Annotated in this window: 15 protein-coding genes; 14 read left to right on the forward strand and 1 reads right to left on the reverse strand. The window is 64.1% G+C overall.

What is annotated here, in order from left to right:
- Window positions 1-29: 29 nt before the first annotated feature.
- The 14 genes from AC4ELS_RS04410 (at window position 30) to AC4ELS_RS04475 (ending at window position 15,491) form a co-directional block, all read left to right on the forward strand.
- A complete protein-coding gene (locus AC4ELS_RS04410) occupies window positions 30-962 on the forward strand; it encodes an alpha/beta hydrolase (protein WP_075919424.1) in 933 nt (310 codons plus the stop codon).
- A gap of 73 nt (window positions 963-1,035) precedes the next feature.
- Window positions 1,036-2,325 (forward strand): cytochrome P450, encoded by a 1,290-nt coding sequence (locus AC4ELS_RS04415; RefSeq protein ID WP_448441816.1) that lies wholly within the window; start codon window positions 1,036-1,038, stop codon window positions 2,323-2,325.
- 161 nt (window positions 2,326-2,486) lie between these two features.
- Window positions 2,487-3,701, forward strand: coding sequence for a cytochrome P450 (locus tag AC4ELS_RS04420; RefSeq protein ID WP_448441814.1), 1,215 nt, complete (start codon window positions 2,487-2,489; stop codon window positions 3,699-3,701).
- 358 nt (window positions 3,702-4,059) lie between these two features.
- Complete coding sequence (locus AC4ELS_RS04425; RefSeq protein WP_064936017.1) at window positions 4,060-4,926, forward strand: MlaE family ABC transporter permease; 867 nt, start codon at window positions 4,060-4,062, stop codon at window positions 4,924-4,926.
- Window positions 4,927-4,928: 2 nt separating this feature from the next.
- Complete coding sequence (locus AC4ELS_RS04430; RefSeq protein WP_448441812.1) at window positions 4,929-5,789, forward strand: ABC transporter permease; 861 nt, start codon at window positions 4,929-4,931, stop codon at window positions 5,787-5,789.
- Window positions 5,790-7,301 (forward strand): MlaD family protein, encoded by a 1,512-nt coding sequence (locus tag AC4ELS_RS04435; RefSeq protein WP_448441810.1) that lies wholly within the window; start codon window positions 5,790-5,792, stop codon window positions 7,299-7,301.
- On the forward strand, window positions 7,301-8,344 hold the full coding sequence (locus AC4ELS_RS04440) for an MCE family protein (protein WP_448441808.1): 1,044 nt from the start codon (window positions 7,301-7,303) through the stop codon (window positions 8,342-8,344). The genes AC4ELS_RS04435 and AC4ELS_RS04440 overlap by 1 nt, the downstream gene beginning before the upstream one ends.
- Entirely contained in the window at window positions 8,341-9,435 is a 1,095-nt protein-coding gene (locus AC4ELS_RS04445) for an MCE family protein (RefSeq protein ID WP_234793686.1), read from the forward strand. The genes AC4ELS_RS04440 and AC4ELS_RS04445 overlap by 4 nt, the downstream gene beginning before the upstream one ends.
- Window positions 9,432-10,562 (forward strand): MCE family protein, encoded by a 1,131-nt coding sequence (locus AC4ELS_RS04450; protein ID WP_448441806.1) that lies wholly within the window; start codon window positions 9,432-9,434, stop codon window positions 10,560-10,562. Before AC4ELS_RS04445 ends, AC4ELS_RS04450 begins: the two co-directional genes overlap by 4 nt.
- The gene (locus AC4ELS_RS04455; RefSeq protein ID WP_498888980.1) at window positions 10,559-11,686 is read left to right on the forward strand and encodes an MlaD family protein; all 1,128 of its coding nucleotides are present in this window, start codon (window positions 10,559-10,561) and stop codon (window positions 11,684-11,686) included. The genes AC4ELS_RS04450 and AC4ELS_RS04455 overlap by 4 nt, the downstream gene beginning before the upstream one ends.
- A complete protein-coding gene (locus AC4ELS_RS04460; protein ID WP_499046069.1) occupies window positions 11,686-13,011 on the forward strand; it encodes an MlaD family protein in 1,326 nt (441 codons plus the stop codon). The genes AC4ELS_RS04455 and AC4ELS_RS04460 overlap by 1 nt, the downstream gene beginning before the upstream one ends.
- Window positions 13,012-13,052: 41 nt before the next feature.
- Window positions 13,053-13,793: an Rv1363c family protein gene (locus tag AC4ELS_RS04465; protein ID WP_448441800.1), complete on the forward strand. Its 741-nt coding sequence runs from the start codon at window positions 13,053-13,055 to the stop codon at window positions 13,791-13,793.
- Window positions 13,794-13,813: 20 nt separating this feature from the next.
- Window positions 13,814-14,524, forward strand: coding sequence for a DUF3298 domain-containing protein (locus tag AC4ELS_RS04470; RefSeq protein ID WP_448441798.1), 711 nt, complete (start codon window positions 13,814-13,816; stop codon window positions 14,522-14,524).
- Window positions 14,525-14,834: 310 nt separating this feature from the next.
- Entirely contained in the window at window positions 14,835-15,491 is a 657-nt protein-coding gene (locus AC4ELS_RS04475) for a hypothetical protein (protein WP_448441796.1), read from the forward strand.
- Here AC4ELS_RS04475 and AC4ELS_RS04480 read toward each other — a convergent pair.
- Window positions 15,416-15,865, reverse strand: coding sequence for a rhodanese-like domain-containing protein (locus AC4ELS_RS04480; RefSeq protein WP_499046072.1), 450 nt, complete (start codon window positions 15,863-15,865; stop codon window positions 15,416-15,418). The two genes, AC4ELS_RS04475 and AC4ELS_RS04480, sit on opposite strands and share 76 nt — an antisense overlap.
- Window positions 15,866-15,927: the final 62 nt, after the last annotated feature.

Here is a 15,927-nt window from a genome sequence, read left to right on the forward strand (position 1 = left end):
TCGAACCGCGCGACACCGAGCCTGTGTTCATGCAATTCAGCCGGGCCGGCGCGGTACCCGCGATAGGCGCCCGAGACGACTTTCATCCCGAGCTCAAGGCGCTGGCGCGGATCGCTCCGCGGGGCAATGCCGGGACTGCCACTGCTCTCAAGGCGGTGCGCCGGCTGATGGCGCTGCGAAAGTCCCGGGTTACGGGCATCGATGTCGTATCGCTCGGGGATGGGGTGAACGTGCGCATTTTTCGAGGGGACGAGAGGTCCAGCGCGCGGCCGGCCCTGCTGTGGATGCACGGCGGTGGATATGTCGCGGGCCGCGCCAGCCTCGGTGACCGGTTGTGTCGAGCGTTCGCGGATGCACTCGATATCACCGTGGCCTCCGTCGAGTACCGTCTCGCGCCCGAGCATCCGTATCCGGCGGCGCTGCAGGACTGCCATGACGCGCTCAGCCACCTCCTCGCGTTACCCGGGGTTGATCCAGGACGGATCGCGATCGGCGGTCAGAGTTCGGGCGCCGGCCTCGCGGCCGCCCTGGCGTTCCGGTTGCGCAACTCCGATCGGGTCGCCGTGGTGCGGCAGTTGCTGGCCTATCCGATGCTCGACGACCGCACGTCCGACCGGATCCATCCGAATGCGCACCACTTTCGCTTCTGGAACACCACATCGAACCGATTCAGCTGGACGGCCTACCTCGGCGATGCGGATCCAGCGATTGCCGTACCTGGACGACGTCCAGACCTTGGTGGCCTGCCACCAGCGTGGATCGGTGTCGGGTCACTCGATCTGTTCTGCGACGAGAACGCCGCATACGCGGAAGACCTGCGCGCCGCCGGCGTGCCCTGCGAGTTCGTCGTGGTCAACGGAGCGTTTCACGGATTCGATGAGGTGGCCCCGAAAACTGCTGTCGCACAAGCGTTCTTCGCCAAACAGTGCCTCAGTCTGGCCGACGCCTTTCGATCGTCGTGATCGGCTCTCGTCCTCGAGCACTGCCCCCCGTACATCCCCGCCAGTTCGCCCTTCAGGAAGGTCCCCGTGTGTCATGACGCCCGCAACACGCGACGCAACGACAATGTTCAAACCGCTGACGTCCGCCATCCAGATGAACCTGTCTGCCGCCGTGCGCACCCGACGACTGGGCTACCGCGGCTGGGCTGGAGCGGTCAACACCGACTATGACCCCCTCGACCCCGCCACTGCCGCACAGCCGTTCGAGGCCTACGCACAGTTGCACAGCAGTGACCGAGTGCACTACAGCCCTCGTCGCGCCACCTGGATCCTGCACCGTCTAGAGGATGTCCGCGCCGCATTGCGTGACACCGAGCAGGTCACGAGCAGCCATGGGGTGACCCGGATCCGGATGGCTGCCGACCTCGTGGTGGTCACCGACGGTGAAGAACACAACCGACTGCGCAAGCAGGTGCAACCGGCGTTCACCAAGCGGGCCCTCGACAGTTGGCAGAGGACAATCAACGATCTCGCCGCCGAACTCGTCGACACCCTGATTGCCGAACCGGGCAGCGATGTCGTTGCACGCCTGGCGATCCCGATGCCGTTACGCCTGATCGCAGCTATTCTCGGAGTCCCCGAGCGCGACATCGACGACTTCCGGCGTTGGTCGGAGGACAGTGTCAAACTCATCGACTTCACTCCCACGCCGGCCGGTGTGCTCAATACGGCCAAGTCATTGCGGGCTGCGATGGCCTTGCGTCGCTACTTCCTCGACCACCTGGCGACGGGCGAACTCAAAGGATCTGACACGGTTCTGGGGCGGCTTCTCGAGCACAACACTGACGGTACGTTGACCGACGATCAGCTCTTCTACATCGCGATCTTGCTGTTGATAGCCGGCAACGAAACGACCACCAACCTGCTCGGCGGACTTTTCGATACGTTCGCACGCTACCCGGACCAGTACGACATGATCCGCGCTGAACCCGATCTCATCCCGATGGCCGTGGAGGAACAGCTCCGCTACGGCAGCCCGGTCCAGAACTTGTACCGGTACACCCGCGCTCCGTACCGAGTCGGTGAGGTCACCATCCCGTCGGGGGCGCGACTGTTGTTGTCGTTCGGCGCTGCAAACCGGGATCCGTCGGCTTTCGACGACCCCGATACGTACCGCGCTGATCGCAATCCGCGAGCGCACGTCGCGTTTGGTTACGGTGCCCACATGTGCCTGGGTGCACCGCTGGCGCGCATGGAAGCCGTCGCGGTCCTTCGGGAACTGGTCAATCGCGTGTCACGGATCTCCGCCACGGCCCCGACGATCTGGTCGACCAACAGCTCGCTGCGTGGACCGGTCCACCTGCCCGTCCGATTGCATTGTTAGGACGCCGTTCTCAGCCTGAGAGACCATGGCGGCGCGTTCGCTGAAACATCCCTGGTGAGACGACCGTACTGAGAATCAGGGCGGCACCGCGGGCGCCGTCCCGTAATCAACCTCGCATCGGCACCTTGACCGGCCGCGTGGCCCCGGAACAGCCTGAGCCGGTGACCGTACTCGACAACCCGGCCAGCTTCTTCGGCGCGGAGGCGATCCAGAACCCCTATCCGGTCTATGACCGCATGCGTGATGAAGCGCCCGTGCACCGCGTGGGCGATTCCGCGTTCTTCGTGGTGTGCGGTTGGGACGCCGTAGTCGAGGCTGTCACCAGGGTCGAGGACTTCTCTTCCAACCTCACCGCGACCATGGTCTACCACGACGACGGGACGGTGACACCCTTTCCCATGGGTGAGCCCGGCGGGTCCATGCACGCGCTGGCCACCGCAGATGATCCGGTGCACGCCGTGCACCGCAAGATCCTGCTGCCGCACCTGTCGGCACGGCGGGTTCGGATCATCGAGCGATTCGCCACCCAGACCGCTGCCCGGCTGTGGAACGAAAACCTGCGCGATGGCCAGATCGAGTGGATGAGTGCGATCGCCAACCGGCTGCCGATGATGGTGGTGGCAGAACTGTTGGGACTGCCCGACGTCGACGTAGACAACCTCATCCGATTGGGCTACGCCACAACGACATTGCTCGACGGCGTGGTCAGCTCGACACAGATCGAGGCCGCCGGGGCGGCGGTGCTCGAACTGTCCGGGTACGTGATGGAGTATTTCGAGAAGGCGGCCGTCGACCCCCAGCCCGGCCTGATCACCGATATGGCTCAGCGTTACGCGTCCGGTGAACTCGACCAGATCGTGGCACTGGGCATCATGCTCACTCTGTTCAGCGCCGGTGGCGAATCCACGGCCTCGTTGTTAGGCAGCGCGGTCTGGGTGCTGGCGAACCAGCCCGACGTTCAGCGGCAACTCCGGGACAACCCCCTTTTGTTGTCGGCCTTCATCGAAGAGACACTTCGCTACGAACCACCATTCCGAGGCCATTACCGCCACGTCTGGCGGGACACCTCGTTGGGTGGGGTGGCACTTCCGGCCAACTCGCACCTCCTCTTGCTGTGGGGCGCGGCCAATCGTGACCCAGCGCAGTTCGAGGCGCCCAACGAGTTTCTGCTCGATCGCGCCGGCGCCAAGGGACACGTCACTTTCGGCAAGGGTGCCCACTTCTGCATCGGGGCCGCGCTCGCCCGGCTCGAGGCACGGATCGTGTTGGGCCACTTGCTCGAACACACGAGCTGGATCGGCGCCGTTGACGTCGGCGATTGGCTGCCCAGCATCCTCGTCCGCCGATTGGAGCACCTCCGCCTCGAGGTGCGATGACAAGCGAATCTCCCGGTCCTCTGTTGAGCGTCACGGCCCCTGTCCGAACCTGGTGCGGCCGCGACGACCGGGGTGCAATCTCACTCTCGCAGCGTGAGAGATCGTCCGCGATTTTTCTCAAATATCACTGCTGGTGGCGCCATCCCTCACGAAGCTACGCACCTTCCATCCGGCGCTGACGTCATTTCAACTTGGCGAGGGTGCGTTGACGTCACCATCGCGAGCTAACGAAGCTGAGAATCCGACTCCGGGGAGGGGAAAGACTTCAGATGGTGCCGTCGAACCCGCGGTTGATCATGCGGCCTCCCGCGAGGCCCGGCGCCCGGGTACCGCTGGGCACCGATCGAGATGGGCTGTCATGACGACTTCACCCGGCGTGCTCACCGAACCGGGCGAGCGATCGGCGATCGGCGAGATCGGGGCGGGAGTACGCCGTTATATCCGATCACACCCGTTACAAGCGCTCGAAACGGTCGGGGGGCAGACCGCACTGGGCGTCCGTACGCTGCAGTTCTTCATTCTCGACGTGTTCGCCGGTCGATTCCCGTTCAAAGAGTTCGTCCGGCAAGCGGCTTTCATGGCCGGCACTTCGCTGGTGCCAACCCTTCTGGTGACGATCCCGGTCGGTGTCACGTTGTCGATTCAGTTCGGGGTGCTTGCCGGACAGGTGGGTGCTGAGTCGTTGTCTGGTGCGGCCAACGGGCTCGTGGTGATCCGCCAGGGCGCCCCGCTGGTGGCGGCGATACTGCTCGCCGCCGCCGTCGGCTCCGCAGTCAGCGCCGATCTGGGATCCCGCACCATGCGTGAGGAGATCGCCGCGATGGAAGTCATGGGGGTCTCGGCCATCCAGCGTCTGGTCGTGCCCCGGTTCGCGGCGGTGATCGTCGTCGGTATCGCGTTGACCGGTCTGGCCACCTGCGCCGGTTTCTTCGTCGGCTACCTGTTCAACATCTACATGCAGAACGGCACGCCCGGTTCATTTGTGGCAACGTTCGCATCGTTTGCCACCGAGGGAGACCTCGTTCTGGCGCTGAGCAAGGCAATCGTGTTCGGAGCGATCGTGGCAGTCATCAGCTGTCACAAGGGACTGGCCACCTCTGGTGGACCGGCCGGCGTGGCGAACTCAGTGAACGCCGCGGTTGTCGAAGCGATCCTGCTCTTGATGATCGTCAACGTTGCGATGAGCCAGTTCTATCTCCTGCTGTTCCCGAAAGCCAGCCTCTAGACATGGCCGTCGCCGCATCATTTCGCCCGCCGCTTGTCGGCCCCGCAGTGCAGGCTGCCGACACAGTCATTCGCCCCCTGGCCCGGGCCGGGCACATGCTGCACTTCTTCGGCCAGATTCTGCTGGCGATCCCCCTGACCCTCGGCCGGTACCGCCGCGAATTCTTCCGAAATCTCTCCGATATCAGTTGGGGCAACGGATCTATCGTGGTCGGCGGCGGCACCGTGGGTGTCGCCGTGGTCCTGGGCATCACCGCCGGCGCACTTCTGGCGGTTGAGGGATACAACGCTTTGAATCTCCTCGGACTCGGGCCGGCGACCGGTCTGCTGTCTTCCTGGGGTTCGACTCGCGAACTGGTGCCGATCATGATCGCTCTGGCCTTCACGACCCAGGCCGGGTGCCGGTTCACCGCACAGTTGGGCGCCATGCGCATCGCCGAAGAGATCGATGCCATGGACGCACTGGCGATCAGACCTGTTCCGTATCTGGTGACCACTCGTGTCCTGGCGGCCATGGCGGCCAGCATTCCGCTGTTCATGGTGTGCCTGGCCACCGCATACCTGTCCGCCCGCGGTGTGGTGGCGGTGATCGCCGGCACTTCTCCCGGAACCTACCAACACTATTTCGAATTGTTCAGTAGCAGCCGCGACGTCGTTTACGCCCTGATCAAGGCGGTCGTGTTCATCTTCGTCGGCTCGGCTACCCAGTGCTATTACGGGTATTTCGCCTCAGGCGGCCCCGAAGGAGTGGGGGTGGCAGCCGGTCACGCGATGCGCGCGACGATCACCGTGATCGTCATCTTGAACGCGTTGCTGACCATGGCGATGTGGGGCGTCGATGCCGGCGCGAGGTTCGGGGGCTAAATGCCGAACTCGTTCGACGCCGAAGGCCGTGGCCCATCCACCGCGAGACTCGCCGTGGTGGGCATGGTGTTCGTGGCAATCGCAGCGACGACGGTATCGCTGTTGATCGCGAAATCCCGTGGCGCACTTGATCCGTTCGTCAGGGTGAGCGCGGAATTGGTCAATGTCGGCGACGGCTTGCCGACCAAGTCGGACGTCAAGTTCCGCGGTGTCCTCGTCGGATTTGTCTCGGGAGTCACCCCGGCACAATCCGGGCATCCCAACATCGTCAGACTGAACCTGAAGCCGCAGTATGCCTCCGGAATCCCGGACACGGTCACCGCACGCGTAGTGCCGTCCAACGTGTTCGCCGTGTCGTCGGTGCAATTGGTCGACAACGGGACGAAATCTCGGCCATTGCGTGGCGGCGCCGTCATTCACGAAGATCAAACCCTGCCTACCGTGCTGTTCCAGACGACGGTGGAGAAATTCCGGCAGGTGCTGGCCGCGATCGGCCGGGAACCCAACGACAACAGTGTCGGCTGGCTCACCACGTTGGGTGATGCCACCAGCGGCCGCGGTGACCGCCTGCAGGCCGCCGCTCACGATCTCAATGAGATTGTGACACAGCTGAATACCGTTGTTTCGGACGAACCGGGACCGTCCACGATCTCGGCACTCACCGCGGCGACAACCGGTTTGCGAACGACGGCCCCCGAACTGCTCGACTCTCTCGACGTCGCCGTGCGACCGATGCGCACACTGGCCGAAAAGCAAGTGCAGTTGACCAACTTCCTTTCTGCCGCAAGCGGAACCATCCACAACGTCGGTGACGCGTTCGACAATCAATCTGACCGGCTGATCAACATCACCACCAAGTTGACCCCCGTCCTGGGTACCCTCGCCGATCACGGCGGCACCATCCACTCCATCCTCATGAACGCGCAAGAGCTGGTCACCACCTTCGTGGACGGCGGGTGGAACTGGGAGACCAACCAGATCCAGGCAAAGGCGGTGGTCGCCCTCACCCCCAGCCGAACCTACGTCCGCGCCGACTGCCCACGATACGGAGACATGCTCGGCCCGAGCTGCTTCACCGCCCCCGAAGTGCCGACGGCCCCGGCGTTGACTCCGGCGTTGGGTTCGGTGGGGCTTCCGCTTCCCCCCGGCGTGAACGAGAATCGGCCCAACTACGCGCCGCCTCGCGGCTCGGTACTTCCCCCGGATGCGCCTCGCCCGGACGGGCCGGCACAACCCGGCGAGCCCCCTGGCGCCGTTCCGCCCGACAGTTCGCAGGCACCTCCTCCGCCGCTGCCCCCGCCACTGCAGGCGGAGGCCCCTCCTCCTGACTCCGGCGCCGTCCCCCAGGCGGCGATCATCGGCGGCAACATCGGGCCGGTCGGAAGTCGTCAGGAGAAGAGTCAGTTGGGCTACCTGTTGGGCGGCAACACAAATGTCGCCACCGAGCTCTTGTTCGCGCCACTGGTTCGCGGGTCTGCCGTGCACCTGGCACCCGCTCAGGAAGGGCCGTGATGCAATACCGCAAATCATCGATCATGCTGAGCCTGTTCCTGATCGCCGCGACCGTGGCAACCTGGCTGGTCTACGTGACACTGCGCCGCGAGATCACGGGGGCCACCAACAGCTATTCGGCGATGTTCACCGATGTTTCCGGCCTGAAGACCGGCGACGACGTACGCATCGCCGGAGTCCGGGTCGGGCGGGTGGACCATATCGACCTCGATGACACCCTGGCGCGAGTGACGTTCCGAGTAGCCAGTGACCACACGCTTTACGACGACACCACCGCGACAGTCACCTACCAGAACATCATCGGCCAGCGCTACGTCGGATTGTCACCGGGAACCGCTCAACACCACACCCCACTGCCCGACGGGGGCCGGATTCCCGTGGAGAAAACCCGGCCCTCATTCGATATCTCCAACCTGCTCAACGGGTTCGAACCACTGTTCACGTTGTTGAGCCCCCAACAGGTGGACAACCTGACCAACGGAATCGTCGAAGCGCTACAAGGCAATTCCGGTTCAGCGCTGACCTTGATCACCCAAACCTCGGCCCTCGCGCAAACCCTTGCCGGACCGGACGCGGTCCTCGGCGACGTCATCCACAACCTCAACGACGTGACCACCGTCCTGGCGAAGCAGAACAGCAATCTACAGACCGTCATCAGTCAATCACGCGACGCCATCAGCACACTCGCCGGCAGACGTGAAGGCTTGGTGTCCTCGGCGGGCTCGATCAACGCCGCCATGGGACGACTGGCGGAGATCGCCAATGCCATCTACCCCGACCTCCAACAACTCATCCAGCGGGACCCGGGATTCCTCGCGCACGTGACCGGCCCGGGTCGGGACCGCTTCTCGATGTACACCGCCAACCTGATCCTGATCTGGAAAGGACTGGCCCGCGCAACACAGAGCGGTGCTTACGTCGACGGTCTCATCTGCGACGTCAACGCCACGATCTTCGCGTCCCTGGGTCGAGTCATTCCCGGTGTCGTCAAGCTCGCGTCGCCGGGAAACATCGTCCAACACTCACCGATCTGCAGTAAGTGACCGCCACCATGCTCCAACGCTTCAAACGACCTGTCGAGGAATACAACAAGATTCGCCTCGGCACCGCGACCATCGTCGTGATTGCGCTGGCGGTGGCCGCGGTCTTCGGAATCGGCAAACTCTCGGCGGGGCAGACGACATACCGTGCAGAGTTCGCCCAAGCAGCACAGATCAGCCCCGGCGACCAGGTCACCATCGCCGGAATCGGCGTCGGTCAGGTCACCGGAATCGAATTGGCCGGCGATCATGTCGTGGTCACGTTCCGGGTGCACGACCATGTGCGCCTGGGCGAACAGACGCACGTGGCGATCAAGCTCACCACACTGCTGGGACGCCGCTATCTCGAACTGTCGCCGGCTGGTGCCGGCCACATCGAGAACCGCACGATCTCCCTGGCGAACACAGCAGTGCCGTACAACTTGCAGGAAGCGCTCGCGGGCGCAACCACCACATTCGAACAAGTAGACGCCGACCGCGTGGCCGATGCCATGTCGACGTTGAGCCAAGGCCTCGACGGCGTCCCCGAGGCGCTGCCTCAAGCACTGGCCAACATCCAGTCCCTGGCCCACATTGTGTCCACGCGTCGTGACCAGATCGGTTCCCTGCTCCGCAACGTCGACAGCGTCACCGCAATGGTGCGCGACCAACAAGCCAACCTGGGCGCCCTGGTTCTGCAGGGCCGGGATCTGTTGAGTGAAATTGCGACTCGCCGCGAAGCGGTACACCGCATGTTCGCCGCGGCAACCGAGTTGATCAACACGATCAAGAGCATTCTGAACGACCAGCCGTCGATCGACACCATGCTCGTCAATCTCCAGAAGTTCGGTGACATGGCTGCCAAGAACGACGCCATGCTGCGCGCATTCCTGCAGTCCGCCCCGGTTGCGTTCCGGAACATGGCCAACGTCAGCGGCAGCGGAACCGCGCTGGACGTCAATCTGCCTGCGGGGATCCTGGTCGACTCGTGGATGTGCGCGATCAGTCAGCGCGCCAAGCAGTTCAGCCTCGCTCAGTACTTCACCAACTGTGCTCCGGCCCCTGATCCGTTCCCTGGGTGGCCGCCCCCTGATCCAGCGAGGTTGCCCCGATGACCAAGCGCACCATCACAAAACTGCTCGCGGTCGGCGCTGCGGTCAGCGCCATCGTCGCTGCCGCCGTGCTCTTGTTTCCCGACAAAGACCGAACTCCGATTACCGTCACCGCACAGTTCGAGGATGCGGTGGGGCTGTATCCCGGCAACGCCGTCGCGGTACTCGGCATGCCGATCGGGAAGGTCACCAGCGTGACTCCGAAAGATGCCTTTGTCGAGGTGAAACTCGCGATCGACCGCGATGTCGCGGTACCTGCCGACGTTCAGGCGGTCACCATCTCGACCTCGGTCCTGACCGATCGCCACGTCGAGCTCACCCCGGCCTACCAGTCGGGCCCCCGGCTCGGTGACGGCGATGTCCTCGGCTTGCCCCGGACCAGGACACCAGTGGAGTTCGACCGTACGCTGGCCATGGCCGACAAGCTCTCTGTGGCCCTGAAAGGCGACGGGCAGGGACAAGGGCCGATGGCCGACCTCGTCGGGATCGGCGCCAAGATCGCGTCCGGCAGCGGCCAAGACATCAAGTCGGCACTCGACCAACTATCTGCGGCCCTGCGTGTCGGCTCGGACAACGGCGCCGCCACCAAGGAGAACATCCAGTCGATCGCCGCCAGCTTGGCGACATTGACGCAAGCCGCCAGAGACAACGACACCGCCATCCGTGAATTCGGAACGAACATCCGCGAACTGAGCACCATCGTGGCCGACGAGAACTTGGGCAGCGGTAATGCCGGCAGCCAGCTCAACGACATACTCGCGCAAGCCGCGTCGCTGCTGGAGAAAAACCGAGACGGGCTGAAGACCACCGCCACCGACTTCCAAAGCCTCATGGGGGCGGTCAACGATTATCGTCGCGAGCTGGCCGAGATCATCGATGTCCTGCCGATGCTCGGCACCAACATCTACAACGCCGTCGATCAGAACGCCGGTGCTCTACGAATACACGCCATGATCGACAAGTTCTTCCTCAATGGCCAGATGGCCAAGGATGCCTGCAACCTCGCCGGGATCAAGGATCTGGGCTGCAACACCGGCACAATCGCCGATGCCGCACCGGGATTCGGGGCAGGCCTATTTGTGGACAGCATGGCCGGGTTGCTCCAGAACATGGCAGGGGTGCCGCAATGACACTGACCACCACGATGTTTCGCCGCCACTGCCTGACCGCGACGGCACTCTCATCGACCTTGATCCTCGCGGGCTGCGGGGCCGGCCTCCAAAGTCTGCCGCTGCCCGCGCCGGGCCAGGTCGGCCAGGCGATCACGGTCACCGCCGAGTTCGACAACGCGATGAACCTGCCCACGAAGGCCAAGGTCAAACTCAATGGTGCCGATATCGGCGAGGTCGAATCCATCAGGGCACAGGACTTCACCGCCCGGGTTGTCATGCGGATCAACGCCGACGCACCGGTGTATTCCGACTCCAGGGTCGAGCTGCGTTCTGCGACACCGCTCGGCGACATCTTCGTCGCGATCCGCCCCAACCCCACGCAGGCCGCAGAAGCCCAGCGGTTGCGCGACGGTGACACTATCGGGTTGCGCTCCACCACCTCGGCGGCGACCATCGAAGATGCGCTCAGTTCAGCCGCCTTGCTCGTCAATGGCGGCGCCATCCGCCGGTTGGTGACCGTCGTGAACGGAACCGGTGACGCGGTCGGTGGACGTGGCGCCAAAGTCGCTGCACTACTGGATGAGTCGAACACGCTGATCTCTCGGCTCAACGCGCGGTCGGCCGAGATCGACACAGCCATGCGCAATACCTCGGACCTGGCCGCGACGGTGACCGCGCGGCAGCACTCAATCGACGAAACGATCCAAGCCGCGGTGCCTGCGACTGCGGTGATCCGAGACAACACCGCGACTTTGGCCGACCTGACCGACGGGGTCGCTCGGATCACCAACCAGTTGAACCGGTTTCCGTCCCTTCAAGGGACAGACACGCGCAGCATGATCGCTGACCTCAATGCGCTGTCGGTGGCGCTGAACGACGTGGTGGTGGATCCCAACGTCAATGCGAATGCCTGGATTCGAGTCATTCCGGTGTTGGCGAAAATGACCAGCGGCTCGAACATCCACGCTGTAGCCGATGTCCGTCAACTCGCGTTCGGTGCGCTACCAGACATGAACTACCCGGGCGATCCGATGTTCCACGGCGCCGACGGCACCGACTGGCACGCCATGGTCGGCAGTCTCAGATACGAATGGAACCTGCTGTTGAGCAAGATCTACGGCCCCCAGCACGAGCCCCGCTGATGGCAGGCACACCCAGTCCAGTGGAACGGTTGGCGCGGCTGACCGTGGACAGCGTACGGGCGGTGTCTCGTCACCGCGTCGCGGCGGCGGTAGCGGGTCTCGTGCTGGCATTGGTGATCGCAAGCGGCTACGTGTTCGTCGGGTCGCTCGACATCAACCCGGCCAGGTCGTCGTTCGCGGTCACGGTGCTTCTGCGTGAATCCGGCGGGTTGCTGCCCAATCAGGACGTCACCCTGCGTGGCGTGCCCGTCGGCCAGGTCACCTCGGTCAACTTCACCGACAACGGCGTGATCGCCACCGCCGAAATAGACGGTGGCACAAGGATTCCACAGGGAAGCAGAGTCAACGTTTCAGCGCTGTCGCCTGCCGGAGAGCAATACCTCAATTTCCGGGCGGAACAAGCGGGCGGGCCGGACCTCGTCGACGGCAGCGTCATCACCGATGATCGCACATCGACACCGGTGTCGTTGGCACATCTGCTCGGAGATGCCGATGGGCTGCTGGCCCAACTGGACCCCGAGAAGCTGCGCGCCATCACCGATGAACTGCGCGTCACACAACAGGGGCCGCAGAAACTCGCCGCGCTACTCGACGGCGGGGCCTTCCTGCTTTCGACTGTCGGTTCGGTGCTGCCCCAGACCACGAGCGTTCTTCGCAACAGCCGAACCGTATTTACCACACTGGCCGATGCCGCACCGAGCCTGGACATCACATCGAAGAACCTGGATCGAATCCTGCGCGGTGTGAACACGATGGACGGAGGATTCCGCACTCTGGTGGACCGAGGTGGTGCACCGCTGAACGCCGTTGACGGCGTCATCGCCGACAACTCCGACACTATGGTCCAACTGCTCGGCAATCTCACGACCGTCGCCCAGATCGCCTCTGCTCGCGTGCCCGCCTTGAACGAAATCGTGAACTCGCAGCGCGGGGGATCCGCCCTGGGGGCCATCACCAAAGTCGTTCACGACGGCGGCGCGTGGGTCATCGTGGACATCTACCCTCGCTACGGTTGCGACTACGATCTGCCGCGGCCACCACCGTTCCTGCCGAACTATCCCGAGCCGTTCCTGTACACCTACTGCAAGAACCCCGATCCCTCGGTGCTGGTCCGCGGTGCTCGCAATGCGCCAAGACCGCCGGATGACGACACTGCCGGCCCGCCACCGGAATACGACCCGCTCGCGCAAACCATGCCGACACCGCCGGCCAACAGCCTCATACCCACCCCGTTCGGGGGCGCGCCCTTCCCGATTCAGTTGCCACCTGATCCGCCGGACTGGCCGGTACCGCCCGGCTGGCCCGGACCGAAGCCGCCCGGCTGAGCGCCACGGCTGCCCATACCGATCGATCGAAGGAGATGAAGATGGCGACCAAGCTGTTTGGACGGAATTCCAAGGACGTCTTCGACAGGATCGCCGATTCCGACGGTCCTCCCGATACCGGCGAGGATCCCGCCGACGAGACGTTCACGCCTGCGACCGACGTCGCCGAGGTGCTCCCGGAAGAAGACCGGGCCGCCACCGAAAGCACTGCCGAATCGGAGCCGGACGAAACAGCGGAGGCCGAGGACCCCGATCTCACCGGCGCCGGCCCGCAACCGCACGCCGATCAGCCTGTGCGCAAACGGTGGGTGCGCCATCTCGGCCGCGGTGCTGTCGTTCTGTTGGCCGTCGCGGGTCTCGGACTTTTGGGCTTCTTCGGTTGGCAGCTCAAACAGCAGCGCGACATCGACAACGCCGGTCGTGAGGCGCTGTCTTCGGCCCAGCACTTCGCGGTGGTATTGACCAGCATCGACACCAACAAGGTCGACGAGAATTTCAACGAAGTGGTCAGCAGTTCCACCGGTCAGTTCAAAGACATGTACAGCCAGTCGGCCAGTCAGCTCCGGCAGGTTCTCATCGACAACAAGGCGATGAGCAAAGGCACGGTTATCGATTCTGCCGTCAAGTCCGCAGCCAAGGACCGCGTCGACGTGGTGCTGTTCGTCGACCAATGGATCACCAACACCGCGAGTCCTCAACCCCGGATGGACCGTAGCCGAGTGGCGATGACGATGGAACTGGTCGACGGTCGCTGGCTGGCCAGCAACGTCGAGCTCAAGTAGCGAGGCCAGACGTGCTGTTCGTGCGCCGTCCAAGGATCCTGTTGAGCCTCGCCGCGGTCGCCCTCACGGCGGTGACCGCCGGTCTGGCGGTACCTGCGGCTCGCGCCGACAACCTTTCGGCCTCGGCCACGGTGATCACAGGGCGGAGTCCAGATGGGTTGGGCACCTGGACAGTTCACTATCAACACGTCGAGGGCGGCGATGCCGCGGTCGCCGCGAGCATCAATGATCACCTCGACAATGAAGCGAACCGCCTGGTCCAGCAGGCCACGTGGGACGGATCGACTCGGCGGCCGTGGACCTACGATGCCAACGGAACGTTGTACTTCTCCCCTGCCGCCGTGTCTGAAATCTTCACCAGCGAGTACGACACAGACGAACCGAACATGCCGATGCGGTCGGTCTCCAGCGTTGTCTGTGACAGCCGAAGCGGTGTCCCCATCACGTGGGACAACCTGTTCGTCGACAAGACCTCCGGCCTTGCCCGGCTCGGCGACGGAGTCGCCGAAGCAGTCGCCGCCGTGGCACCGCCCGAACATGTCCGCGACTGGAAACGCCAAGGGCAGTTCGCACCCGTCGAGGTCAACTTCAAGGCCTGGAGGCCTACCACTACGGGGATCGAGATCCATTTCCCGGAGTTCCAGTTCGGCAGAGGACTCAAGGCAGTCACTGTTCCGTGGGCGAAGCTGGCAGATCAGATCAGAGTCGAGTTCGCCGCGATCATGGGATGACTCGATCTCGCTCCGAGCGCCGATCGGCGGCACCCGGGCCGTCGGCAGGGTCGTCGTGATACTTCGCGAGTCCCCCGATCTTGTCGGCGGCCGCCAGTAACGTCAGGGCCAGAGCGACTATCTGGAACACAAGCTCGAGATGGCGGTCGGCATCGGGGCACCGAAAACAGAAGGATGCGATCCGCCGGAGGATCCGCGAACTGGTCGACACCCTGCGGGGGTCGGGCGCACTGTCGGGGTTCGAGAGCGCGCACGTCGTCGGCTGATCAGCGGCAGCCCACAATCGGTCGACCTACTCGAAGACAGGTTCGTGGAGAAGACCCAGGTCGATGCCGACCGCTTGAACGATCCGGACCGCTCGACCACCTATGCGCGAGAGCTGTTGTCACAGTCGCTGACTCGCAACCGCGAGTACCTGTTTTCGGCGGTGGCCGAGGTTCCAGACACCCGGGCCCCTATGCCGACACCTTCACAGCGATCCCCGGCGATGAACGCGAATAGGCGCCCGGTCGTGCAGTTCAGCTTGCGGGAAAGGCTGCAGCACAACTGGCTTCGTCATCAGTGGGCGGGCTCGCCGCTGGCCGTGATCGTGGTCGGCGTCCTGGTGAACCTGTTGCGAGCGCCGATGACCACCGTGGACAAGCTCTTAGCCGCCAACGAGAAACGCCGGGTGGGTACCGCATTCATCTCGGCGCTGCCCACCCTGTTCGCCTTGTTCGTCGCGGCGATCGTCGGGTTGATGACCGACGCCAATCTCGATGCCGGTTGGTGGTGGCTGCAGGCGATCATCATCGGCGCGGCCGTCGCATCGCTGGCGCGGGTGGTGTGGATCCTGCGCCGTCTGCTGACCCTGTCCACAGACCGATGCACCGCTAGGTCAACCGCTCACGCTCAGGTCCCTACCAGCGGTCGACCGCTGGCCTGCCAGGCCTTCATTCCACCCTGGAGTTCGACGACGTCGGTGTAGCCGAGCGACCTCAGCGCCTCGGCGGCTGTCGCGCTCATGGGGCCGGTTCGGCAGTAGATCGCGATCGGGGCCCGGCGATCGGCGGGCAGCCGGTCAGCCTGCTCGACGATCCGATCGAACGGAATCGACAGGTCCGTGCCGGCGATGTCCCCTTCGAAGGGCACGTGCACGTTGATCGTCACCCGATCGGATTCGGCTATGGCAGTGGCGAATTCGTCGGGGCTGACCAGTCGGTGGAGGGTGACGGCTGCCGTCCCTGTGCTGGCAGGTGCGGCCGACGGCGCCTCGGCCGTTGCGCCGCACGATGCCAGCGACACGGTAGCAACAACCGCCAGTACACCGATGCACATCCTGGTGAACATGCCGAAAGGCATACCCCTAGGGGGTACTTGCGCTCCAGTCTTCACCGGTGCTACGTTCACCGTGTCAGATACCC

It is taken from the genome of Mycobacterium shunyiense (assembly GCF_058270035.1).

Excerpts from the sequence above, each read along its gene's own strand:
- AC4ELS_RS04410 (WP_075919424.1), top strand. The coding sequence starts at position 30 with ATGCAATTCAGCCGGGCCGGCGCGGTACCCGCGATAGGCGCCCGAGAC.
- AC4ELS_RS04415 (WP_448441816.1), top strand. The coding sequence starts at position 1,036 with ATGACGCCCGCAACACGCGACGCAACGACAATGTTCAAACCGCTGACG.
- AC4ELS_RS04425 (WP_064936017.1), top strand. The coding sequence starts at position 4,060 with ATGACGACTTCACCCGGCGTGCTCACCGAACCGGGCGAGCGATCGGCG.
- AC4ELS_RS04430 (WP_448441812.1), top strand. The coding sequence starts at position 4,929 with ATGGCCGTCGCCGCATCATTTCGCCCGCCGCTTGTCGGCCCCGCAGTG.
- AC4ELS_RS04435 (WP_448441810.1), top strand. The coding sequence starts at position 5,790 with ATGCCGAACTCGTTCGACGCCGAAGGCCGTGGCCCATCCACCGCGAGA.
- AC4ELS_RS04440 (WP_448441808.1), top strand. The coding sequence starts at position 7,301 with ATGCAATACCGCAAATCATCGATCATGCTGAGCCTGTTCCTGATCGCC.
- AC4ELS_RS04450 (WP_448441806.1), top strand. The coding sequence starts at position 9,432 with ATGACCAAGCGCACCATCACAAAACTGCTCGCGGTCGGCGCTGCGGTC.
- AC4ELS_RS04455 (WP_498888980.1), top strand. The coding sequence starts at position 10,559 with ATGACACTGACCACCACGATGTTTCGCCGCCACTGCCTGACCGCGACG.
- AC4ELS_RS04460 (WP_499046069.1), top strand. The coding sequence starts at position 11,686 with ATGGCAGGCACACCCAGTCCAGTGGAACGGTTGGCGCGGCTGACCGTG.
- AC4ELS_RS04465 (WP_448441800.1), top strand. The coding sequence starts at position 13,053 with ATGGCGACCAAGCTGTTTGGACGGAATTCCAAGGACGTCTTCGACAGG.
- AC4ELS_RS04480 (WP_499046072.1), bottom strand. The coding sequence starts at position 15,865 with ATGCCTTTCGGCATGTTCACCAGGATGTGCATCGGTGTACTGGCGGTT.